Here is a 22,769-nt window from a genome sequence, read left to right on the forward strand (position 1 = left end):
CCCTAGAGGGTCGGGACCGTGCGGCGCACCTCGGATTCGGCAGGGGGCGGTTGCGAGTCGCGGAACATCGCTTCGCCCTTGACGAGCCACGCGGCACCGAAGGCGAGCACCGCCACTGCCTCGCACCAGAACAGCGGCTTGAGCGTGTCGCGGACGGAAAAGGGCAGCGCGTTGCTCGCCACAGCGAGCGCGATGGCGCCGATGATGATGCCGCCGCAGGCGTAGTAGATGCCGTTGCGGGCCCGCGTCCGCCCTGTCGCGGGGACCGTCGGGCCGGTCTGGGGGAACAGGAAGATGCAGAAAACGGCCAGCAGCACGAACAGGGCAGCGGCCGAGACCTGGTGCAGCCGCCCGATCGTGACGTCGGTGGGCGTGAGCGTTCCCCTCGGTGCACCCGTCGCGGCGGGGAACACCGCCACCGCGATCGCCAGCACGCCGGCGATCGAGCTGAGGACGTCGTCCACCTTCCGGTATCGGTAGCAGACGAGGAAGACGCCGATGGCGCACATTCCGCCGACGAAGACGTCTCGCATGTCGGTGTGGTAGAAGGCGCTGATCGAGTCGAGCAGGGCGAACCTGCCGGTGAGCAGCGCGTTGCCGACCGTCAGCACGATCGGCAACGCGATGCCGACCGTGCCGATCCCGAGGCGGAGACGGCGGAGGGTCACGGCGTCCTGCGGCGGCCTGACGGGCGAGGACATGACGCCTCCCTACTGCTGCAACGGTGTCGGCCGGGGGAGCCGGGCCGGCAGTGCTGTTGCAAGCAGTGGAATCCCTACGACGCTCCGTGTCAATCGACCTGTCCCCGGCAGGGCGTCAGTGGTCGCGGTAGAGCGCGTCGATGTCGGCGGCGTAGCGCTCCTGCACCACCGCTCGCCGCACCTTCAACGTGGGGGTGAGTTCACCGTCGGCCTCGGTGAGGTCGCGGGGAAGGATGCGGAACTTCTTGATCTGCTCGGCCCGGGACACCGCGCGGTTGGCCCGGTCGACCGCGTGCTGGACCGCCTCCCGCAGCGCCGGGGAATCCCGCAGGTCCGACACCGAGGCGTCCGCGCGACCGTGCGCGGCCCGCCACCCCGGCCACGCCTGCGGGTCGATCGTGACCAGCGCGACGAGGTAGGGCCGTCCGTCGCCGATCACCACGCACTGGCTGACCAGCGGATCCGCGCGGACCTGATCCTCGAACGGGGCGGGGGCGATGTTCTTTCCGGACGCCGTGACGATGATGTCCTTCTTCCGCCCGGTCACCCGCACGTAGCCGTCCTCGTCGAGGGCCCCGAGGTCGCCGGTACGCAGCCAACCGTCGGTGAACGTCTCGCGGGTGGCCTCCGCGTTGTTCCAGTACCCGGGGAAGACCACCCCTCCCCGGGCCAGGATCTCCCCGTCCTCGGCGATCGCGATCTCGACTCCGGGCAGCGGACGACCCACCGTGCCGATCCGCATCGCCGCCGGCGTGTTGGCCGTCAGGGCGGGCGAGGTCTCGGTCAACCCGTACCCCTCGAGCACCGTGAGGCCGGCGCCGCGGAGGAAGTGCGCGAGCCGTTGCGCCAGCGGTGCCCCGCCGACGATCGCCACCCGGCAGCGTCCACCCAGCGCCGCCCGCAGCTTGCGATAGGCCAGCACGTCGCACACCAGATGCGCCAGCCGCAGCACGGTCCCCGGTCCGCCACGGGTGTCCAGCGCGCGGCTGTACCGCACCGCCACCCGGTCGGCGACCGCGAACAGCCAGCCCCGGTGCTCGTCGGCCGCCTTCCGTCTCGCCCGGTCGTAGATCTTCTCGAACACCCGCGGCACGGCCAGGACGAACGTCGGACGGTACCGGCGGAGCTGGTCCAGCACGCCGCCGATGTCCGCGCTGTGCACCATGGTGGCGCGCGTGCGTACGACGCCGACCTGGATCATCCGGGCGAAGGCGTGGGCCAGGGGCAGGAACAGCACCGTCGACGCGGCGGGATGGAACACCTCCGGCAGGATCGCGGTCGCGTTGCCGACGTCCAGGGCGATGTTGCCGTGCGTGAGGACGCAACCCTTCGGCCGTCCGGTCGTGCCGCTGGTGTACACGATCGTGGCGATGTCGCCGGCCGACACGCGCCGGCGGCGGGCCTCCACCTGCCCGACGTCGACGGCGCGGCCGGCCCCGGCCAGTCTGATCAGGTCGCCCGCGTCGATCTGCCACGCGTGCGCCAACGCCGGCAGGGAGTCGCGCAGACCGTCCAGCATCGCGGCGTGCCCGGCCGTCTCCACCACGCAGGCGACCGCGCCGGAATCGGAGAGGATCCAGGCCAACTGGTCCGCGCTCGACGTGTCGTACACGGGAACCGTCACCGCGCCGACGGACCACAGCGCGTAGTCCACCAGGGTCCACTCGTACCGGGTGCGGCTCATCAGCGCCACCCGGTCGCCCGGCTGGACACCCGTGGCCACCAGACCTCGGGCGACCGCCTGCACGTCGTCGCGGAACTGTCGGCAGGTCACGGTCGTCGCGCCCCGCCCGGACCGGCGAGCCGGCCAGGACCGGGGGTCGGGGTCCGGTCGTACGAACTGCGTCTGGTCCGGATCGCGTTCGGCGTTGTGCCACACCACCTCGGCCAGGCCGCGCTCGACGTCGGTGACGACCGGCGCAACCGCCATCTCCCGCACGCTCGCCCACCTACCCTCAGTCAGGTCGCTGAGAGTTCGATGATGAGGCGTGTACCGGCGTCCGGTCGCGCGAACGGCGAAACCGGGCCTCCTGGTTCCGCGGCGTGATAGCCGAGCGTCCCGGCGGCTGAGGGCGGCCCGCCACCCCGCCCGCCGAAGGTCCCCGCGGCCGGGTCTTGTGGCCGCCGCCGCAGGTGGTGGCCGATACGCGGGCAGCCGGTCTATGGTGACGCCGTGATCCGCTGCGGCCTGTCCCGGCAGCCCCGCTCGTCGGGGCTGCGGGCCGCTGCTGCACACCCGCGCCCGGTCCCCGCGGCAGCGGCGCCGTCGACGAACGCGCGGGCCCGCCTCGTCGCCGACCCGACCCTGCGTCACCTCGTCGTGGCGGTGGTCGCCCGCGTCCGCCGGGGCACGGTCGCGCCGATCGTCGCGCCGCCGACCCGGCGGGCGCCCGGCCAGCGCCGCCCGCCGCCACCCGGCCGACATCCACAGGTCCGGCACCGGCGGGCGGAGCGCATCAGCGCTCCGCCCTTTCTTTTCGTCCCGAGCAGGAAGGAACCCCGATCGTGTACGTCGTGAGCAGGCAGGACGAGTTGGGCGTACTGCGGATCGTCCTGGAGGAGCAGTACGAGCGGCACAGCACCCAGCTGGCGCTGCTGGACCGGCAGGCCCGCCGGATGCGCGCCGACGTCGAGGCCGCCTCCGCGTTGACCGCCGCCACCCGGCGGGCCCTGGGCGACATCGCCCGGGCACTGCACTATCTGGAACAGGGCCACTACGGCACCTGCGAAGGGTGCCGCGGCGACATCCCCATCGAGCAGTTGGCGCACCTGCCGTCCGCCCGGTACTGCACCACCTGCCAGCCCGAATCCCACCAGCAGGCCGCCCACGGCACACACAGCGCCGCCCCCGCCGGCGTACCTGTCGAAGACAAGTGGCCGAAGGCCGGAGCGCCGTCCTGGCGCCGGCTCCACGGCCGGTAGACCACGCGATCAGACGGCGCGGGGACCTACGCGGCCTCCACCGCGATCTCCATGAACCGGGCGACCTGCGGCAGGTCCCGCGCGCGGAAGTAGGCCGCCGGGTCGTCGCGCCACACCTCGGGGCGGATGCGCTCGTCGAGCGTGTCGACGGCGGTGTCCGGGAGCTGCCGCTGAGCCGGCGTCAAGGGTCCTCCCGCCGCCAGGCATGCGCTGACGCGGGAGTCCCGAGGAAGCTGAGCGTGGCGTGCAAGCCGATCGGCCGGTACAGCTGCACGCAGGACCACAGCGCCGACACCCGGCGCCGGTGCGGCAGGGGCCGGATCGCGGACCTGGCGGGCGTAGGCGCTGAAGCTCACGACCGCGAGGCTGACCGGAAAGCGGCGCGGCCCGCCGACCGTGGTTCCTGGTCGGCGGGCCGTCGACGTTCTGCCGGGGTGAGTCGGGCCGAGCCGGCCGGCCCGGGGCGGCGCCGGTCAGCGCAGCGGGTCGAAGGGGCGCAGCTCCACGGGCTGCCCACCGCCGGTGATCTGCTCGGCGAGCAGTTCGCCGGTGAGCGGGCCGAGGGTGATGCCCCACATGCCGTGGCCGCCGGCGGCGAAGACGCGCGGCGAGCGGGTCCGGCCGATCAGGGGCAGGCCGTCGGGGGTGCAGGGTCGCGCGCCCACCCACTCGTCGGCGCGGGCGTCGAGGTCGGCGCCCCGCAGCAGCGGTCGTGCGGCCTCGGCGATGGCGGAGATGCGGCGACGGTCGAGCGGCGCCTCGGCGCTGCGGAACTCCATCATCCCGGCGACGCGCAGCCGGTCCCCCAGGGGCGTGCAGGCGACGCGCTGCGCGGGGAAGTAGACCGGACCGGCCGGCATGTGCTCGATCGCGACGCTGAAGCTGTACCCGCGGCCGGCCTGCACGACGGTCCGGACGCCAAAGCGCCGACCCAGCTCACCGAGCCAGGTGCCGGTCGCCAGCACCACCGCGTCGTAGCGCTCGTCCGTGCCGGCGGTGGTGATCACCCGGACGCCGGTGCCCTCGTCGCGGATGTCGGTGACATCGGCGCCGGCGACGATCGACGCGCCGCGGGCGCGGACGGAGTCGGCGAGCGCGTGCACGTACTGCCCGGGGTTGATGTACCGCTGGTCGTGCAGGCGGATGGCGGCGCCGACGTTGTCCGACAGCGACGGCTCCACCTCGCGCGCCTCGGCCCCGGTCAAAACGTCGAACTCGATCGCCTGGCCGGCGGAGTGGATGTGCGCCAGCTCGTCCAGCAGGACCGACCGCTCGGCCTCGGTCCGGTACGCGGCCATGAACGACTTCGCCTCGTGCGTCATCGCCCCGACCCCGCCGGCCGCCAGCGCGTCGAACGACTCCAACGCGCGCCGGTTCATCGGAATGAAGGCCCGCATCGCGGTGCGCCACTTCGACGGGGTGCTGTGCCGGGCGAAGCCGGTCAGGAACCGCAGGAGCCGGGCGTCGGCGCGCGGCGGCACGTAGACCGGCGACGACGGGCTCAGCACGGCCCGCAGCCCGTAGCGCAGCACCGCCGGCTCCGGCAGGGGAGTGGTGATGCCGGGCGTGAGCCAGCCCGCGTTGCCCCACGACGCGCCCGCCGCCACGCCCGTACGGTCGAGCACGGTGACCTGGACGCCCCGTTCCTGCAGGAACCAGGCGGTGGCCAGCCCGACCATCCCCGCGCCGACGACGGCGACGTGTTGGGGGGCGGGGGCGGACTCGATGGGGGGCATCGGTTTCTCTCCTTCAGGGCAACCGGTCTCTCCTTCAGGGCGACCGGGATCGCGCCCATCCTGTCCCCGACCCGCCGGTACGTCATTGTTCCGGCAGGCCAAGGCTTGTTCCGACGATTGGCCGGGGCGAACAAGGACGAGGCACAATCTGGTGGTGATCACCGTGGCTGGCGTGGTGGACGCGGTCGGCGCCGCGTTGCTCAAGGTCGTCGTATCCGCCGACGAGGCCGAGGTCCGCGACGTGACCCTCGCCGAGGTCGACGACGCCACGAGCGGCCAGAGCGGCGACCTCGTGCTCGGTGCGGGCATCGGCACACCGGACCAGGCGCTCGCCGTCGTCGCGCGCTACGCCGAGGCGGGGGCGGCCGGACTCGTGCTCAAGCCTCCGCTGGCCGGGCACCCCGCCGTGACGGCGGCCGCCGCCGAGCGGCGGCTGACCCTGGTCGAGCTGCAGAGCCACGGTTCGTGGGCCCAGCTCGTCTGGCTGCTGCGCGGGGTGATCGACCGGGCCGTCGCGCCCGGCCCGGCCGACACCGGGGAGACCGGGGTGTACGACGAGCTGTTCGCCCTCGCCGACGCGGCCGCCGCCGTGGTCGACGCGCCCGTGACGATCGAGGACGCCCAGTCCCGGGTGCTGGCGTACTCGTCACGTCAGGACCGCGCCGACCCGGCGCGCGTCTCGACGATCGTCGGGCGGCGCGCCCCCGGCAACGTGGTCGCGCACTTCCGGTCCCGTGGCGTCTTCCGCAAGCTGGCGACGGGCAGCGAGCTGATCTTCGTGCCGCAGGGGCCCGACGGGACGCTGCCCCGGCTCATCATCCCGATCCGGGCCGGGGGCGAGCTGCTCGGCTCGATCTGGGCCGTCGTCGAGGGCCCGGTCCCCGCCGCGCGGCTACGCGATCTCCAGGGCGCGGCGTCCGTGCTGGCGCTGCACCTGCTCCGCCTGCGGGTGCAGGCCGACGTCGCCCGCCGGGTGTCGGCCGACCGGCTGCGCGCCGCCCTGCGGGCGCCCGGTCGGTTGGGCCGGGAGGAGTTGGCGCTTCCCGAGGGCCCGTGGCGGGTCGTCGGGCTCGGCGCGCACGGCGGGACGGGGGAGATGGTGGACAACCTGGCCATGTGGGAGTCGATCACCCGTCGCCACGGGTGGCGCCAACCGCTGATCGCGGACGTCGGCGACGTCCTGTTCGCCGTCCTGGTCGACGGCGGCGAGTCGCCCGGGTCCCGGCGCTGGATGGAGCGGCTGATCCGCGACATCGCCGTGCACGACCCGGGGCTGTACGCCGCGTCCGGCGGCGTCGCCAGGAACCTGACGGACCTGCCGCGCTCCCGGGCCGAGGCGGCGGAGCTGCTCGCGCTGCACGGCCCGGCCCGGCAGCGGGGACCGGTGCTGCGGTTCGAGGACCAGTGGGCGGAGGTGGTCGTGCACCGCGTGGTCCGCGCCGTGCCGAGCGCCGACCTGCTGGTCGGCGGCCCGCTGCCCGACCTCGTCGCCCATGACCGGCAGCACGGCACCGACTACGTCGCCACCATCGCGGCCTGGCTGGAGCAGCAGGGCGACCCGAAGCGGGCCGCCCGGCAGTTGCACGTGCACCCCAACACGCTCCGGTACCGCATGCGCCGCCTCGCCGAGGTCGTCGCCGTCGATCTCGAGTCGCCGCGTACGCGGTTGGCGTTGCAGATCCAACTCGCGGCGCTGGGTCCCGCGCCGGGCGCGCCCCGCCCGACGGCATAGCGGGAACGCATTCAACGTTCTGGAGTGGGCCTTTCGGCGCGACTTGTGCGGAGTGACGTCGGCCTCGACAGCCGGAAATCCGGAAGCCGAATGTCACTGCCGGTCGTTAGTCTGCCCGCGGACATCGCTGCGCACGTGACAGCGCGCGCCGGCCGTACCGGATCGGCGCCTGGCCAGCTCCCGCTGGCCCCAACGGGGATTCAGGAGACTTTGTGACACAGCAATCCATCGCGACCTCAGACAAACTCGACGGCGCGGTCCTCAAGGTGGCAGGGGTCGTCGTCCTCGGCGCGATCATGTCGATCCTCGACGTGACGGTCGTCAGCGTCGCCCTGCCGACCTTCCAGCGCGAGTTCGACGCGACCTACGCCCAGGTCGCCTGGACGATGACCGCCTACACGCTCGCGCTGGCCACCGTGATCCCGCTCAGCGGCTGGGCCGCCGACCGGTTCGGCACCAAACGCCTCTACATGGTCGCGCTGGCCCTGTTCACGATCGGGTCCGTGCTGTGCGCCACCGCCGACACGATCGGGCAGCTGATCGGCTACCGCGTGCTGCAGGGCCTCGGCGGCGGCATGCTCATGCCGATCGGCATGACGATCATGACCCGGGCAGCCGGGCCCCACCGGATCGGCCGGCTGATGGCCGTCCTCGGCATCCCGATGCTGCTCGGCCCTATCGGAGGCCCGATCCTCGGCGGCTGGTTGATCGACACGGCGAGCTGGCACTGGATCTTCCTGATCAACCTGCCGATCGGCGCCATCGCGCTCGTCTACGCCGCGCTGGCGCTGCCGAAGGACGCCCCCGAGCCGTCCGAGTCGTTCGACTTCGTCGGCATGCTGATGCTCTCGCCAGGCCTCGCCCTGTTCCTCTACGGCGTCTCCACGCTGCCCGAGGCCGGCACCTTCGCCGACACCGAGGTGTGGGCACCCATGCTGGTCGGCGGAGCGCTCGTCGTCGCGTTCGTCCTCTACTCCTTCAAGCCCCGGCACCCCCTGCTCGACCTGCGGCTGTTCGCCAACCGCAACCTGACCATCGCGTCGGTGACCATGTTCGTGTTCATCATCGCGTTCATGGGCGCCGGCATCCTGTTCCCGAGCTACTTCCTGCTGGTCCGCGGCGAGTCGACGCTGGCCGCCGGCCTGCTGATAGCGCCGCAGGGCATCGGCGCGATGATGACGATGCCGATCGCCGGGATGCTGGCCGACCGGGTGCCCGTCGGTCGCACCGTGCCGTTCGCGCTGGTGCTCATCGCCGCCGGGTTCTTCACCTTCACCCAGCTCGACGCGGACACGTCGTACTGGCTGCTCTGCGGGTCGCTGTTCGTCATGGGCCTCGGCATGGGCGGCACCATGATGCCGATCATGACCTCGGCGCTGAAGACCCTCAGCGCCCACGAGGTCGCCCGCGGTTCCACGCTGGTCAACATCCTCCAGCAGATCGGCGGATCCGTCGGCGCCGCGGTGATGTCGGTGATCCTCACCAACGAGCTGAACGGCTCGCGGCCGATCCCCGGCGTGACCGACCCGAGTGGCGAGCCGGTGACCGAAGCCGGCCTCGCCACCGCCGTCCAGCAGCAGCCGGAGCTGACCCAGCAGTTCCCGGTCGACCCGTCGCTCATCGACCGTGGCCTCGACTTCGCCGCCGGTGCGTTCGCGAACACGTTCTGGATCGGCTTCGCGCTGGTGCTGGCCACGTTCATTCCGGCCGCGTTCCTGCCCCGTCGGCGCAAGCCGTCGCACCTGCTCGACGACCAGCAGGCAGAGCAGGAGAAGGTTCCCGTCATGCTCCACTGACCCGCGGCCGGGCGGGGCCGTCGGGCACACCCCGGCGGCCCCGCCCGGTCCGTGGAAGGCTCCGTGATTGGATGGCTTGGTGCAGTTCACCGTTACAGACGCGCCGGAGCGGGAGCGTTTCGAGGCGCGGGACGAGACCGGAGCGCTGGCCGGTGTGGTCACCTATCAGCTGACCGGCACCATCGTCGCCTACACCCACACCGAGGTCGACGCGGAGTTCGAGGGCCGGGGAGTGGCATCGACCCTGGCCCGAGCGGTGATGGACGACGCTCGCGCCCGAGGCCGGACAGTGGTGCCCATCTGCCCGTTCCTCAGCGGATGGCTGGAGAAGCACCCCGAGTACGACGCCATCGTGGCCCGGTCGACGCGCAAGATGAAGTAGCCGGCCGGGTCACCTCGCCGGCAGCCGAGCGAGACCACGCGCCGCGGGCTGGGGTCCGTCCCGGTGCGTCGCCTGACGGCCGCACATGCGGCGTCTCCGTGGCGGGCGTCGCGGTGACGGTCCCGAGACGGCGGGACGAGGAGAGTGGTGTCGCGCTCGCCTGTCCCTGGCGGGCGACGCCGGCATCAACTGGCGTGTGTCGAGGACCCGGGGTACGCCATGAGAAGACGCAGCGTTGTCGCCGGTATCGCCCTCGCCGTCTGCGTCAGCGTCGCCGGGCCGCCCGCCACGGCGACCGCTCACGAGCCCACCGGCGAGCGCGGATTCGGCTGGCGCGGATTCGACTTCACCCGACCGGAGACCGTCGCCACCGGCCTCGAAGCGCCGTGGGGGCTGGACTTCCTGCCCGACGGCAGCGCGCTCGTCACCGAGCGGAACAGCGGGCGGGTCCTGCGGGTACGTCGTGGGTCGGCCCCGCAGCAGGTCGCGCAGATCTCGGGGGTCGTCGCGACGGGCGAGGCCGGACTGCTCGGGTTGACAGTCTCGCCCTGGTACCGCACCGACGGCCACGTGTACGCGTACCTCACCTCCAGCTCGGACAACCGGATCATCCGCTTCCGCCTTACCGCGCCGCAGGTCCAGCAGCCGATCCGCACCGGGCTCGCCCGGTCCGGCGCGCACAACGGCGGGCGCATCGCGTTCGGCCCGGACGGGATGCTCTACGCGGGCGTCGGCGACGCCGGACCGCCGGCCACCGCCCAGGACCCGTCGCACCGCAACGGGAAGAACCTGCGGATGCGGCCGGACGGCAGCGTGCCGTGGAGCAATCCGACCGCCGGGTCCCTGGTCTACAGCCTCGGCCACCGCAACGTGCAGGGCCTGGCCTGGGACTGGCGGGGTCGGCTCTACGCGACCGAGTTCGTTCGAGCCGCTTCGACGAGGTCAACCGCATCGTGCCGGGCGGCAACTACGGCTGGCCGGTGGTGGAGGGAGTGACCGACGACCCGGGCTTCCGCGACCCGATCGTGACGTGGACGCCCGCCGAGGCGTCGCCAGCGGCGTGGTGATCGTGGGCAGGACGCTCTACGTCGCCGCCCTGCGCGACGTTGGCGGCGATCTGGGGTGCGGTGGCGGCGATGAGGGCGGCGCAGTGTGAGGGGCAGGGCGGCGCCGAGGCCCATTTCAGGTAGGGGTGTCCACATCCTCCGGGGGAAAGCCCAACCCTCGGTGCTCTGTTGGTCACCGTGGCTGGGCTGTGCCGGCGGTATCGGTGCCGGCGCAGCCCAGTCGTGGGTGGTTGGGTCTCCTCGTGCCGGGTGGACATAGCGAGTGGGGTTCGCGGTTCGTGGTTTCCGTGCCGAGGCTTGGTTGGCGGCGGTGGTCTGGGGAGGGGTCAGTCCCACTGGTCCTGGTTGAGGAAGCGGGCGAAGCCCCGCCACGAGTTCGGTCCCATCACCCCGTCGATCGGGCCGGTGTAGCCCCAGCCGGAGGCGAGTCGCTGCACCGCCTTCCAGGTGTTCGGCCCCGGTACGCCGTCGATGGGGCCGGTGTAGCCGTAGTTGCGCATGGCTCGTTGCAGCGCGGCGTACGTGTTCACGCCGGGCACGCCGTCGATCGGGCCGGTGTAGCCGGCGGTGATCCGTAGCCAGTTCTGCATCCGTTGGTAGAAGATCGGGCCGGGGATGCCGTCCTGCTCGGTGGTGGTCTTGGGCAGTGGGTCGTCCGGCGGCGGGTCGACCGGTGCGCCGTCAACGATCTTGAACGCGCTCGGCTTGGCCACGTTCAGGTCCACGGATGCGATACCGCCTGTCGATCCGGACGAACTGTACTGGTGCGCACTCCATGTCGGGTAGGCGCCGCCCAGGTTCGGCTCTCCGGGGTAGCTGCCGTTGTTGGCGCCCCACGACGCCACCCAGAGCTTCACGCCGGCCGCGATCGTTCGAGGCCACGTCCCGGAGCGCAGGTCTGCCGCACCCATGTACAGCCAGGGCACGTGGTTGCCGATCCGGTCGCGCATGCGCTGGAAGAATGTCGCGACCTCGGTGTCGTTCCACAGCCTCGTCGAGTCGTCGAGCACCTCGTTGTCCAGCGCGATCACGTCGCCAGGCCGATAGTCGTGCAGGTGGTCGGCAAAGTAGTCGGCAGCCTGAACGGGGGCTTGGAATTCTCCAGCGAGCCAGTAGTGGCCAACCTTGAGCCCCGCTGCCCGTGCACCATCCACCTGGATCGCGTACTGCGAGCCGGTGTACGGGCCCTCCGACAGTTGGGAGCCGCCAGCCTTCACGATCACGAACTGGTAGCCGTCGGCGCCGACATCGGTGAAGTCGATACCGGCTTGCCAGGTAGAAACGTCAATGCCGGACACCGTGCCGGCCGGCAGCGCTGCGGCGGCAGGGGCCGCCGCTGCGCTCAGCGGCAACACGAAGGCAACTGCGGCCACCACCGCAAGCCGCCCCAGGAAAGCGGTCATGTTGAATCTCCCGTCGAAAAGTCGTTGCTAAATCAGGCCTAACTTGCGTCCGGCTGCTATTCGCCGCTCACCGCACCCTGATCCGCCTGACTGAACTCGTCCGGCGTCAGCGCCACCAACGCCGCCCCGGGTGGCTACTCCCTGCCGGACGTCGAACCCCGCCCGCACTCACTTACCTTGCGCAACGACGGCACCCACACCGCCCGGGCAACGTGCGGTGTGGCTGGCCCAGGCGGTGCGGCGGGTCGGCCGGAGGCAACTGGTTCCAGCCTGGATGGTCACGGTGCCGTGGCGCGGGTCAACGGCGAGCTGTGCGCCTCCGGCCGACGCGAGCAGGTCACCGAACGCCCCGGCATCGTGCCCGCCGGCCACCGGCAGCCCTGGTTTGAATCTTCGCGTCGACAAGAGGAATGTTCAGCCAAGGGTTGTCTATGGCCAGTCGGGTCGATGCCGAGCGGCTGCAGGTTCAGGATCACGTTAACGGGTGTAGAGGATTTTGATTCCGTTGGCGTTGAGTGCGGCGACCGCGTTGGTGCCCGTGAGGTTGGGAACGCGGAGGTTTTGCCAGCCGGTGTTGCTGGCTGCTTCGTGTACGTAGCCGTCCCGCACCGTATAGATGATCCTCGTGCCATCGGTTCTGGCGATCGCTGACACCGCGGTTCCGTGGACGGGTTGCCCGTTGTAGCCGACCAGCAGGGGCTGCCAGTTGGCGCTGCTCGACTCGTACACCGCGCCCCCACGCACCGTGTACACCACGACCGCGCCGTTGTAGGGGATCGCCGACACCGCGGAGACCTGGTCGTGGTTGGGTACCTGCAGATTCCGCCACCCGGTGTTGCTGGCTGCCTCATATAAACGACCATCGCGCACCGTGTAGACAATCTTGGTGCCGTCCGCGCGAAGCACCGCGCTGATCGCGGTTCCGTGGACGGGTTGCCCGTTGTGGCCGACCAGCAGGGGCTGCCAGTTGGCGCTGCTCGACTCGTACACCGCGCCCCCACGCACCGTGTACACCACGACCGCGCCGTTGTAGGGGATCGCCGACACCGCGGAGACCTGGTCGTGGTTGGGTACCTGCAGATTCCGCCACCCGGTGTTGCTGGCTGCCTCATATAAACGACCATCGCGCACCGTGTAGACAATCTTGGTGCCGTCCGCGCGAAGCACCGCGCTGACCGCGCCCGCGAGAACGGGTTGCCCGTCATACCCGACCGGCAACGGCCGCCAACCAGTGCTGTCCGCGGTCTCAAAGACCTGCGTATCCGCCGGGGGCGGGCTCGTTCCCGCGCCATCCAGGTAGACCAGCGGGTTGATGCGGGTGCCGCTCGGATCGATCATGTGCCAGTGCAGGTGCGGGCCGGTGGACGAGCCGGATCCCGGTGCACCAACCGCCCCGCCGGACAACCCGACGATCTCGCCCGTGCCGACCCGCGTGCCGTTGGCCAGTAGGAACTGCGACAGGTGCAGGTACTGGGTGCGGTAGCCGTTGTCGTGCTGAACGGTGACGGTGTAGCCGCCGGTGCCGTTGTTCGGATCGTTGGTCACGACACCGCCGCCCGCAGCGGGCAGCTGCGTGCCGACGGGCATGCCGTAGTCGATGCCGCCGAGCGACCCCCGGTTGAGATGTTCCTGCCAGGTCCCAGTGATCGGATAGCCACTGAAGGGGTTGTAGAAACCCGGGACGGCTGCCTCGGCCGCGCGCGCCCCGATACCGACCGCAGTGGCGGTACCGGCCGCCACCGTTGCGTACAAGAAGGTCCGTCTGCTGAACCCGTCGCCTGCCATCAACCGACTCCCACATAGAGGGGTGCTGTGCGCCGAACCTAGACAGGGCACGAACGGCAGGCATCGTGCGTTCGACCGACGGCCATTCAGGGCAGGGAACCACTCCCCAGACACACCATCCCAGACCGTCGAGCTACATCACGCCGACGGCACCGGCCGGTGTGAAATAGGGCGGGGCTCCGTTGTTAGGGTCCTCGCGTGGTTATCGAAGCCGATCGCAGTCTCGTGACGCGGCCGCAGGCCTCCTGCTCCTGCCGCGGGACATGACAGATCGCCATGCCGTCGAGTTCAGGGCCGGGCAGCGTAGAGGCGGAGTTCCTGGCCTCAGCACGCCGGTACGCGGCGCCCATGCGTGGGTTCCTGCTATTGCTCATCAGCGCATTCGGGCTTCTGACGGTTCCCGGCGATGCCCTGCCGCAAGGGTTCGCACTGTTCGGGCTGATGGTGGTCGGTGCCGTGGTGGACTGCCAGGCCGGGTTCTCCGAGCGCGCGGCGCCACTGGCGCTTACGTTCGCGGTGGCGCGTGTTGCGGCGATCTGCGTGACGCAGGAGTGGATTGATGGAAAGCCCAATCAGTGGGCACTCAACGCGCTGACCACGACGTCGATCACTCTGCAGTGGGACTGGCCGCCGAAGGTGTCGCTGCCCGTCACGGCCGGGCTGCTCGTGGTCGGCTTCGCCGTGGTTGGCGTCGACGAGGGGAGCGCGGTCGGCCTGCGGCTGCTGCTCGAGTGCGTCATGGCGCGTCTGGCGTTCGTGTTGTTGCAGCGGTCCAGCAGGCGCGTGGACGTGTTGCGGGCACGCCGGGCAGCGCTGGCGCGGGCCGAGGCGGTGGCGGTGGCGCGGCACTCGCAGGAACGGGAGCTCCTCGCGTTGTTGCACGACACGGCCTCGGCGACGTTTCTCCTGGTAACAGCGCACGGCCGGGACATCGACCCCAGGCAGGTGGCCGAGTACGCACGGCACGACCTGACCGTGCTCACAGGCGCAACGGGTGGACAGGCCTCGCAGGACAGCCTGGTCGACCTGAAGGCCGCGCTGCGCTCCGTCGTGGACCGAACTCCACTGACCGTCGACGTCCTCTGGCGGGAAGGGGCGGTGGTGCCCGCGTCGGCGGCACTCGCGCTGGTGCGGGCGGTACGTGAAGCACTGGCCAACGTCGAGCGGCACGCCGGCGTACGCGACGCCACGCTGAGCATCCACGTCGAGGAGGATCGCGTAGTCGTTGCGGTCGACGACGCGGGCGTGGGGTTCTGCCCTGGCGAGGTGCCGCACTCCCGCCGCGGCATTCGCGGCTCGATCGTCGAACGCATGACCGCGGCCGGCGGCAGCGCCCTTGTCAGCTCGCGCCCCGGTACGGGGACCTCGGTGCGGCTGGTGTGGCCCGGTGCCTGAGAGCCGCGCCGCGCGCGACCACGTGCACCCAACGATGCGGATTGCGCTGCTGTGCATCACCGCCGTCGTGCAATTCGGGCTGTGTGTATGGCCGCTGATCGAATATGAGTACCAGCCGAGGTGGGTCGCCGTGGCCGCCTTCACGGCACTGGCGCTCGTCACGGCGGCCTGTGGCGTGTGGGTGGTGCGCCGACAGCCCATACCGGCCGTCGTCGTGGTGGTCGGCACGGCGGTCACGCTGGGAGCCTCGGCCGGTGCCACCCGCGTCCTGCCACCGGGCCAGCACTTCGGCACACCGGACTGGTCGTTCGGCCTGGTGGGGTGGCACCTGTTGCTGCTGCTCCTGGACCGCGTGCCCGTGCTGCTCACCGCCATGGCCGTGCATCTGACGGCGAGCGTTGGCCAATTCCTGTTGGCGGTCATGCCGGACCGCGCGGGGATCGGTGCCGCGGGCATCGTCGCGTTCGGCACTGCCAGCATCCAGCTGGCGGTCGTGCCGATCTCGCGGATGCTGCACCACAGAACCCGTCAGGCGATGTCAGTGGCCGCCGAGCAGGAGCAGCTGATCACCAGGGTGATGGCGGTCGAGCAGTGGGATCGGGAACAGCGCACCGTCTTCGCCGGGCAGTTGGGCGTGACACTGCCGCTGCTGGCGGACTTGGCCGATGGCGTGCTGGACCCCCGCGACGACGACACCCGACGACGGTGCTCCCTTGCGGCGACCCAGCTCCGCAGGTTGTTCGCTGAGAACGACGAGGTCCCTGATCCGCTGGTGCACGAAGTCACCGCGTGTGTCGATGAGGCCGAACGACGCGGCATCGAGGTGTCGCTGGCGGTCAGCGGCGCGGCCGTGGCGGTGCCCCCCGACGTGCGTCGGGAACTCACCAGCCCCGTCGTGGCGACGTTGGCTGCGGCACGGTCCCACGCGCGGGTGAGTGTGCTGCGCACCCACGAGGACGTGCGGGTCGCCGTGATGGCGGACGTCGGCACCGACGTGGTCACCGCAGCCTCCGCACAGGTCGTAGTCGACTGTGACACCTATGGCGAGTCCGTGCGAATGGAGGCCAGATGGCAGACGAGGAGCAGCTGAGCGCCGTAATCGTCGATGACCACCCAGCCGTGCTGGCCGGGGTGACCCACTGGCTGTCCTCCGGCACACCGCCGATACGGGTGGCCGCCTCGGGCAGTGACGTCCGCGTCGCGTGGCTCGGTGAAGGTGCCCAGGCCGACGTGGTCATCCTCGACCTGCACCTGGGCGGACCGACCCCGGCGATGGGCGACCTACGCAGACTGGTGCAGGCGGGGCGGCGGGTCGTCGTCTACTCGATGCGCGCTGACGACGTGATCGCACTTCAGTGCCTGGAGTTGGGCGCGCTGAGCTACCTGACGAAGGCTGAGGGCACCGAGCATCTCCTCAATGCCACCAGGGCCGCAGCGGCCGGCCAGGCGTACACCGCGCCATCCCTGGCGGGCGCGCTCGCCGGCGACCGCTCCGCCCACCGGCCGGTGTTGTCGGCGCGCGAGACCGAGGTGCTGATCCAGTGGTTCCAGTCGCACTCCAAGGAGTTCGTGGCTCAGCGCCTGGGGATTTCGCTGAGCACGGTCAACTCCCATCTGGAGCATATTCGGATCAAGTACGCGATGCGCGGCCGGGCGGCCCCCACCAAGGCGATGTTGGTAGCGCGCGCCATCCAGGATGGGTTGATCCAGGTCGACGATCTGTGATGGTGTGCGTGGTTGGCTTCCTGCCAGGACGGCTGTCGGTCGAACGCACGCCTCGCCCGTCCTCGACGACTGCGGTCAGCTGGCGTGCCTTCCTGGCCGACGCGCCAACGTCGGCCTTCATCCCGTCACCACGAGCCCGATCGACCAGCATCGCGATCACGGCTCATCCGTCACCGCACCCACCGGCCACACGGCCGGCTCCTGCCCCGAGGTGGCCTCGGTCGCCATCTGGCGCCTTTCCCCTGATCGGTCGATCAACCGATATTTGTACAGCCCGATGCCCCTAGTCTCGTCGCCATCCACGCACGACAAAGACGGATGAGGAGCCGATGATGGGTGAGGAGATTCAGCCCAACTGCTGTGGTGGTGCGACAGACCGGCCACCGGCCGGGCTCAGCCGCCGTACGTTGCTGCGCAGTACGACGTTGACCGCCGGTGCCCTCGTTGTCGGTGGTGGGATCGTCGGTCTTCCCGGGACCGCCCAGGCGGCACCGGTGATCTACAACCCGTTCACCGGCTACCCGATCACCGGAACCTGGCAGGACCACCTCGACTACGGGTCGCTCGGCGGGATCGACTTCGGGATGGGGGTCGGCACCGCGCTGCCGGCCTGCGGCGCCGGCACGATCCAGAACATCCCCTACAACGGGACGGGCGGGCACACCGTCACGATCTACCACGCGGACGGTTACCGCAGCCAGTACATGCACCTGTCACAGTTTCTGCTGGCCAACGGGACCGCGGTCGGCGCCGGGACGATCGTGGGACGGTCGGGCGGCGCTGTGGGTGCCCCCGGGTCGGGCAGCTCCACCGGCCCGCACCTGCACTGGCACATGATCAACCCGAGCGGGGTACGCATCAACCCGCTGACCTACATCAGCCAGAACCCGGGTGGCGGCGGCCTGCCCAAGACGACCACCGAGCAGGACGGCATCCCCGGCCCGATCTTCTACCAACGGATGCAGAACTGGCTACGGATCACCGCCGGCTACACCGGCCCGATCGACGGCGTGCCCGGCGTGAACACGTACGCCGCGCTGCAACGAGCCATGCGCAACTACGGCTACACCGGCCCCATCGACGGCGTACCGGGGCCGAACACCTGGAAGGCGGTGCAGCGACTCGCCTCCGGCTGGGGCTACACCGGCCCGATCGACGGGGTGATGGGACCGAACTCGTGGCGGGGCTTCGCCCGCTTCCTCAACCAGGACCAGTGGGACTGATCCCTCCCCAGACCACCGCCGCCAACCAAGCCTCGGCACGGAAACCACGAACCGCGAACCCCACTCGCTATGTCCACCCGGCACGAGGAGACCCAACTACCCACGACTGGGCTGCGCCGGCACCGATACCGCCGGCACAGCCCAGCCACGGTGACCAACAGAGCACCGAGGTTCCAGAAGATGTGACGGTCTCACCGCCCGGGTCTGACTCCGAGGTGAGGGGGCTGTCAGGCCGGAAACACCGTTAGATCCACAGACCCGCCCCGGCCGGGCGCCAAGAGCCCGCCTTCGACTTGGCCCGCATCGACCAGCGAGGACCGCGCCGGTCAACTGCCGAGCTGTGCGACGATCGACGAGCGTCATGTCGGCCGGTCTGTCCCGTGGGGCCGCGTACGCGCAGGCCGCTCGGCAGGCGCGTGCGCAGCACCTCTCGTACCCCCTTGGAGAGCACGATGCCCCTCTCCCCGACCAGGGTCTTCGCCGCGTTGAACGCCGTGCGACCAGCCGCCCGGCAGTCTCCGGTCATGGGCAGGGCCGTCGTGGTCGGCGGCAGTGTCGCTGGCCTGCTGGCCGCCCGGGTGTTGTCCGACCACGCGGAGAGCGTCGTCGTCGTCGACCGGGACGACCTGCATCTGACCGGCGGTCGGCGGGGCGTGCCACAGGGGACGCAGTTGCACGCGCTCCTGCCCGGCGGCTTCCTCCAGCTCGAACGCCTGTTTCCCGGCTTCCGCGAACAGGCGCTGGCCCAGGGAGCGATCGAGGCTCCCCCCGGGACCAGACGCGCCTACCTCGACGGCCGGCTGAAGGTTGTCGTGCCCGACGACGCCGACAGCCTGACGGGCACCCGGCCGCTGCTGGAGGGGCTGATCCGTCAGCAGGTGCTTCGACTGCCCAACGTCAAGACGGTCGTGGCCCGCGCCACGGGTCTCGTGCTCGACGGTGGCGCGGCCACCGGCGTCCGCTGCGACGTCGGCGGGGTGCCCGGCGTCGAGAGCGGTGACTTCGTGGTGGACGCCATGGGGCGTTCGAGCAGGCTGTCCGAGTGGCTGGGGCACGCCGGCTGGGACCGCCCCGTCACGCGGCGGATGACCGTGAACCTGAACTACGCGACGGCCCTGTTCCGACGTCGGGAGCCGGCTCCCGACCTCACGGTCGTCATGGCGCTGCACACTCCGGGGACGTCGCCGGACGTGGCCGGTGCCGCGGTCTTCGCCGTCGAGGACGGCCGGTGGATGGCGATGATGGCCGGGTACGGCGCCAACCGCCCGGGAAGCACCGCCGAGGATTTCGTGCGGCGGCTGCGGGACCAGTTCCCACCGGAGTTCGGTGACGTCGCCGGGAACGAGATGCTCGGCGACGTCCGGACCTACCGCCATGCCGACAGCCGGCGGCGGGACTTCCACGCGCTAAAGCGGTTCCCGGCCCGGCTGGTGAGCGTCGGCGACGCGGTCGCGTCGTTCAACCCGGTGTACGGGCAGGGGATGACGGCGGCGGCCCTGCACGCGGCCTGCCTGTCGGCGTACCTGCGGGAACGGCCGGATCCGGCCCTGCCCGCGCGCCGGTTCTTCGACTGGCAGCGGGTCGTGGTCGACGCCGCGTGGTCGACGTCCACCTCCGCCGACCTGGCCCTGCCGCACGTCGACGGGCCCTACCCGCGCGGCCACCGGTTCTCGAGTTGGATCAGCCGGCAGATCGTCACGGCGACCGTCACGGACGTGGCGGTCGCGCGGCGGTTCAACGAGGTCGTCTCCATGCGTGCGCATCCGAGGTCGCTGGCCACACCGGGCGTGGTGCTGGCCGCCCTGCGCGCCAACCGTCGGGCACCCTGACGGCGCCACCGGCACGTAGCCCGGGCCCACCGCGACGCCGCGGTCGACCTGGTCGCGATCCGGTTTCGGCCGGGACAGCTGCGGCGGTGAGTCGGGCGAGCGCTTCAGGTCGGCGCCCGGGTGCGGGCGGGTCCTACGGTGGGGCCTTCGCCACCGATCGAAGGAGAGACCGTTGTCACCGTCGTACCGCCCGCCTCGATGGAGCCTCGCCGGAACGGCCCTGAGCCTGGTCCTCGGGCTCGCCGCGTGCGCCGGGCCTCGGGCGGAGCCGCCGGAGCGGCCTGCGCCGCAGATCGAGGTGAGCCAGGAGACCCTACGGGGCCGGGGCAGCCGGCCGGGGCAGGAGGGCCCCGACCCGGTCTGGTCGGTGTCGGTCAACCGGCTCGTCGATCAGCTGGCGCAGATCGGCCAGCTGATCGTCGTGCCCGACGAGCGGGAACTCCGGGCGGTGGACCGGTCCACCGGGCAGGACCGGTGGCGCCATCCGTTCCCGACGAGCTATCAGTACGCGGTCACCGACGGTCTGATCGTCGCGAGCGCCAGCGACGGAGGACCGCTGGAGGTGCTCGACGCGGTCACCGGCGCCACCCGCTGGCGGGCCGAGGACACCCAGGACGTCATCGTCCAGCAACAGGTCGTCTACAACAAGGAGTGCGTAGGCACAGGGCAGTCGGCGAAGTGCGTGGTCATTGCCCGGGACGTCCGGGACGGCCGTCAGCTCTGGAAACTGGCCGCCGACCGGTTCGTTCGGGTGACCGACGTCGCGCTCGGTGCGCGTATGCCGTATGCCCCGCCCACCGGGCGGTACGTGGCGGTGCGGCTGAGCGCGTCCGCCCCTACCTACACGGCAGTCGCGACCACCACCGGCAAGGCTGGGGCCGGGCGGTTGCCGAGCCGGGCCTGGTACGGCTTCGTCGCAGGCGACCTGCTGGTGACCACCGACAACGATCCACCCCGGGGTGATCGGCAGTGCACCGTCAGCATCGACACCGTCAACGCGGCAACCGGTGCCAGAGGCTGGTCCGGTGAGGTCTTCAGCGGGCGTAACGAGGATGGTGAGTGCGTCAAGCGGTTGACGAACCATCAGAGCGGGCTGGTCCTGATCGGGGCCGGCACCCGGCTCGTCGCGGTCAGCGCGACCGGCCGGCCACAGTTGGTGGACCTGCGCAACGGCAAGGCGGAGTGGGAGGGTGCCACCTCCGGCGTACCGATCGACGGGGACGACCGGTCGGTGCTGGTGCGGCGCAACGCCGACGAGGGTGAGCTGGAGCTGCTCGACATGACCACCGGCGCGTCGCGGTGGACCGCGCCGGATCCGGGGCTCTCCGGTGGGTCGGCGAGCTGGCGGTCGACCGTGACCGGACGGTTCGTGGCGGTCAGCGCTGCGACGGGCGGCCGGCCGTTCGTGATCGTCTACGACGTGCCGACCGGCCGCCAGCTCGGCCGTTACCCCGGTTGGCTCGCGGGCGCCGGGGACGACTGGGTCGCGGTGAGCCATCCCGGGGGATCGGACGGGATCACCCTGGATCTGCACACCTTCTGAACCGGTCCGTCCCGCCGGCCGCGTTCGTTCACCTGGTAGGCGACGTCCGGTCTCTGCAGATTGGCCGCCGAGCAGAGAGGCCGCGGTGTGATCTCCGTTGCGTCCTGGCCCGCGGGGGAATGAGATCACCCGGGTCGGTATTTGGAGCCAGTTATGACTTCTGCACAGTCCCCGCGGCTGCGGGTCGACCGGTCGGAGACGAACCGATGACCGCTACCGTCGATGCTCCCGCTGGTCCCGCCGCCTCGGGGACGCCGGGTGACCTGATGAGCGCAAGGCAACGCCTGCGGCTCGTCCTCGTGCTCGGGTCGCTGATCGCGGTGGGTCCGCTGACCATCGACATGTACCTGCCCGCGCTGCCCGCGATCGTCGCGGACTTCCAGACCACGTCGGCGGCGGTCCAACTCACCCTCACCGGCACGCTGGCGGGCCTCGCCGTCGGCCAGTTGCTGATCGGCCCGCTGTCCGACGCCGTCGGGCGGCGCGTGCCGCTGATCGCCGGTATCGCGCTGCACGTCGTGGCGTCGGTGCTCTGCGTCCTCGCACCGAACATCGCGGTACTCGGTGTGTTGCGGGTGGTGCAGGGCCTCGGCGTGGCGGCGGCCTCGGTGGTCGCGATGGCCGTGGTCCGCGACCTGTTCAGCGGCGCGGCCTTCGCCACGCTGCTCTCCCGGCTGCTGCTGGTCATGGGGGCGGCGCCGATCCTCGCCCCGACCCTCGGTGGCGGGTTGCTGCGCTGGACGGACTGGCGCGGCGTGTTCGTGGCCCTGGCCGTCCTCGGGGTGCTGCTCGTCGTGGTCGCCGCGCTCGGGCTGCGCGAGACGCTGCCGGCGGACCGGCGGCAGCGCGGCGGGGTGGTCGCGACCGTTGTGGTGTACGGCTCGCTGCTGCGGGACCGCACGTTCGTGGGCCTCGTCCTGGTCGCCGGGCTCGCCATGGCGGCGTTGTTCGCCTACGTGGCCGGGTCGTCGTTCGTCCTGCAGGAGCAGTACGGGCTGAACGAGCAGCAGTTCGGGCTGGCCTTCGGTGCGGGCGCGGTAGGGCTGATCGCGGCGACGCAGTTCAACGTACGGCTGCTGCGCCGCTATTCGCCGCAGCGGATCCTCGTCGTCGCCCTGGCTGTGGGAACGGGCGCCGGTGTGGCGCTGCTCGCCTTCGCCGCGACGGGGCTCGGCGGTCTGCCGAGCCTGCTGGCGTCGTTGTGGGTGGTGCTCGCCGCGGCGGGGCTTGCGATGCCGAACGCGCCGGCCCTGGCCCTGTCCCGGCACGGGGAAGCGGCCGGTACCGCATCGGCCCTGCTCGGCGCGGTGCAGTTCGGCGTCGGCGCGCTGGCCGCGCCCCTGGTGGGCGTGCTGGGCACGGGCGCGGTCGCCATGGCCCTCGTGGTCGCGGGTGGCATGGTGGCGGCGACGGCCGTCCTGCTCGTGGTGGTGCGGCCGTCCCGGCTCGCCGAACTGGAACCGGCGGCGGTGGTCGTGGCAGCGCACTGAGGAGCTGCCGTGTTCCGTGGCCGGGCGGCGGTCGCGTCGC

18 protein-coding genes are annotated in these 22,769 nt (G+C 71.3%); 12 read left to right on the forward strand and 6 right to left on the reverse strand.

Features of this window, described 5'->3' with window-relative positions; all coding sequences use genetic code 11:
• Window positions 1-2 precede the first annotated feature (2 nt).
• A complete protein-coding gene (locus ACGF5G_RS26100; RefSeq protein WP_393267230.1) occupies window positions 3-701 on the reverse strand; it encodes a DUF998 domain-containing protein in 699 nt (232 codons plus the stop codon).
• Between the two features lie 115 nt (window positions 702-816).
• On the reverse strand, window positions 817-2,640 hold the full coding sequence (locus ACGF5G_RS26105; protein ID WP_393267232.1) for an AMP-dependent synthetase/ligase: 1,824 nt from the start codon (window positions 2,638-2,640) through the stop codon (window positions 817-819).
• Between the two features lie 575 nt (window positions 2,641-3,215).
• Here ACGF5G_RS26105 and ACGF5G_RS26110 point away from each other — a divergent pair.
• On the forward strand, window positions 3,216-3,623 hold the full coding sequence (locus tag ACGF5G_RS26110) for a TraR/DksA family transcriptional regulator (RefSeq protein WP_393267235.1): 408 nt from the start codon (window positions 3,216-3,218) through the stop codon (window positions 3,621-3,623).
• Between the two features lie 26 nt (window positions 3,624-3,649).
• Here ACGF5G_RS26110 and ACGF5G_RS26115 read toward each other — a convergent pair whose 3' ends face one another.
• On the reverse strand, window positions 3,650-3,808 hold the full coding sequence (locus tag ACGF5G_RS26115) for a hypothetical protein (protein ID WP_393267238.1): 159 nt from the start codon (window positions 3,806-3,808) through the stop codon (window positions 3,650-3,652).
• Window positions 3,809-4,096: 288 nt separating this feature from the next.
• Window positions 4,097-5,359: an NAD(P)/FAD-dependent oxidoreductase gene (locus ACGF5G_RS26120; protein ID WP_393267240.1), complete on the reverse strand. Its 1,263-nt coding sequence runs from the start codon at window positions 5,357-5,359 to the stop codon at window positions 4,097-4,099.
• A gap of 154 nt (window positions 5,360-5,513) precedes the next feature.
• Here ACGF5G_RS26120 and ACGF5G_RS26125 point away from each other — a divergent pair, with 154 nt between their 5' ends.
• The 4 genes from ACGF5G_RS26125 (at window position 5,514) to ACGF5G_RS26140 (ending at window position 10,265) form a co-directional block, all read left to right on the forward strand.
• Window positions 5,514-7,091, forward strand: a complete 1,578-nt coding sequence (locus tag ACGF5G_RS26125) for a helix-turn-helix domain-containing protein (RefSeq protein WP_393267243.1) — start codon at window positions 5,514-5,516, stop codon at window positions 7,089-7,091.
• 212 nt (window positions 7,092-7,303) lie between these two features.
• Complete coding sequence (locus tag ACGF5G_RS26130; RefSeq protein ID WP_393267245.1) at window positions 7,304-8,887, forward strand: DHA2 family efflux MFS transporter permease subunit; 1,584 nt, start codon at window positions 7,304-7,306, stop codon at window positions 8,885-8,887.
• Between the two features lie 79 nt (window positions 8,888-8,966).
• Window positions 8,967-9,269, forward strand: coding sequence for a GNAT family N-acetyltransferase (locus tag ACGF5G_RS26135; protein WP_393267248.1), 303 nt, complete (start codon window positions 8,967-8,969; stop codon window positions 9,267-9,269).
• 219 nt (window positions 9,270-9,488) lie between these two features.
• Window positions 9,489-10,265: a PQQ-dependent sugar dehydrogenase gene (locus ACGF5G_RS26140; RefSeq protein WP_393267251.1), complete on the forward strand. Its 777-nt coding sequence runs from the start codon at window positions 9,489-9,491 to the stop codon at window positions 10,263-10,265.
• A 397-nt stretch (window positions 10,266-10,662) separates the two neighbouring features.
• Here ACGF5G_RS26140 and ACGF5G_RS26145 read toward each other — a convergent pair whose 3' ends face one another.
• Window positions 10,663-11,739 (reverse strand): GH25 family lysozyme, encoded by a 1,077-nt coding sequence (locus ACGF5G_RS26145; protein WP_393267253.1) that lies wholly within the window; start codon window positions 11,737-11,739, stop codon window positions 10,663-10,665.
• 477 nt (window positions 11,740-12,216) lie between these two features.
• Entirely contained in the window at window positions 12,217-13,524 is a 1,308-nt protein-coding gene (locus tag ACGF5G_RS26150; protein ID WP_393267255.1) for a M23 family metallopeptidase, read from the reverse strand.
• 348 nt (window positions 13,525-13,872) lie between these two features.
• Between ACGF5G_RS26150 and ACGF5G_RS26155 the strand changes: the two genes are divergently transcribed.
• The 7 genes from ACGF5G_RS26155 (at window position 13,873) to ACGF5G_RS26185 (ending at window position 22,729) form a co-directional block, all read left to right on the forward strand.
• Window positions 13,873-14,919 (forward strand): sensor histidine kinase, encoded by a 1,047-nt coding sequence (locus tag ACGF5G_RS26155; RefSeq protein WP_393267257.1) that lies wholly within the window; start codon window positions 13,873-13,875, stop codon window positions 14,917-14,919.
• Complete coding sequence (locus tag ACGF5G_RS26160) at window positions 14,912-16,009, forward strand: hypothetical protein (protein WP_393267260.1); 1,098 nt, start codon at window positions 14,912-14,914, stop codon at window positions 16,007-16,009. Before ACGF5G_RS26155 ends, ACGF5G_RS26160 begins: the two co-directional genes overlap by 8 nt.
• The gene (locus tag ACGF5G_RS26165) at window positions 15,988-16,644 is read left to right on the forward strand and encodes a DNA-binding response regulator (RefSeq protein ID WP_393267263.1); all 657 of its coding nucleotides are present in this window, start codon (window positions 15,988-15,990) and stop codon (window positions 16,642-16,644) included. The genes ACGF5G_RS26160 and ACGF5G_RS26165 overlap by 22 nt, the downstream gene beginning before the upstream one ends.
• Window positions 16,645-16,976: 332 nt before the next feature.
• Entirely contained in the window at window positions 16,977-17,867 is an 891-nt protein-coding gene (locus ACGF5G_RS26170) for a peptidoglycan DD-metalloendopeptidase family protein (RefSeq protein ID WP_393267266.1), read from the forward strand.
• Between the two features lie 452 nt (window positions 17,868-18,319).
• Window positions 18,320-19,696, forward strand: a complete 1,377-nt coding sequence (locus ACGF5G_RS26175; protein ID WP_393267269.1) for an FAD-dependent oxidoreductase — start codon at window positions 18,320-18,322, stop codon at window positions 19,694-19,696.
• Between the two features lie 172 nt (window positions 19,697-19,868).
• The gene (locus tag ACGF5G_RS26180) at window positions 19,869-21,239 is read left to right on the forward strand and encodes a PQQ-binding-like beta-propeller repeat protein (protein ID WP_393267272.1); all 1,371 of its coding nucleotides are present in this window, start codon (window positions 19,869-19,871) and stop codon (window positions 21,237-21,239) included.
• A gap of 266 nt (window positions 21,240-21,505) precedes the next feature.
• Complete coding sequence (locus ACGF5G_RS26185) at window positions 21,506-22,729, forward strand: multidrug effflux MFS transporter (RefSeq protein ID WP_393267275.1); 1,224 nt, start codon at window positions 21,506-21,508, stop codon at window positions 22,727-22,729.
• The last annotated feature ends 40 nt before the right edge of the window (window positions 22,730-22,769 follow it).

This window comes from Micromonospora sp. NPDC047730 (assembly GCF_043204765.1).
Classification (GTDB): Bacteria; Actinomycetota; Actinomycetes; order Mycobacteriales; family Micromonosporaceae; genus Micromonospora.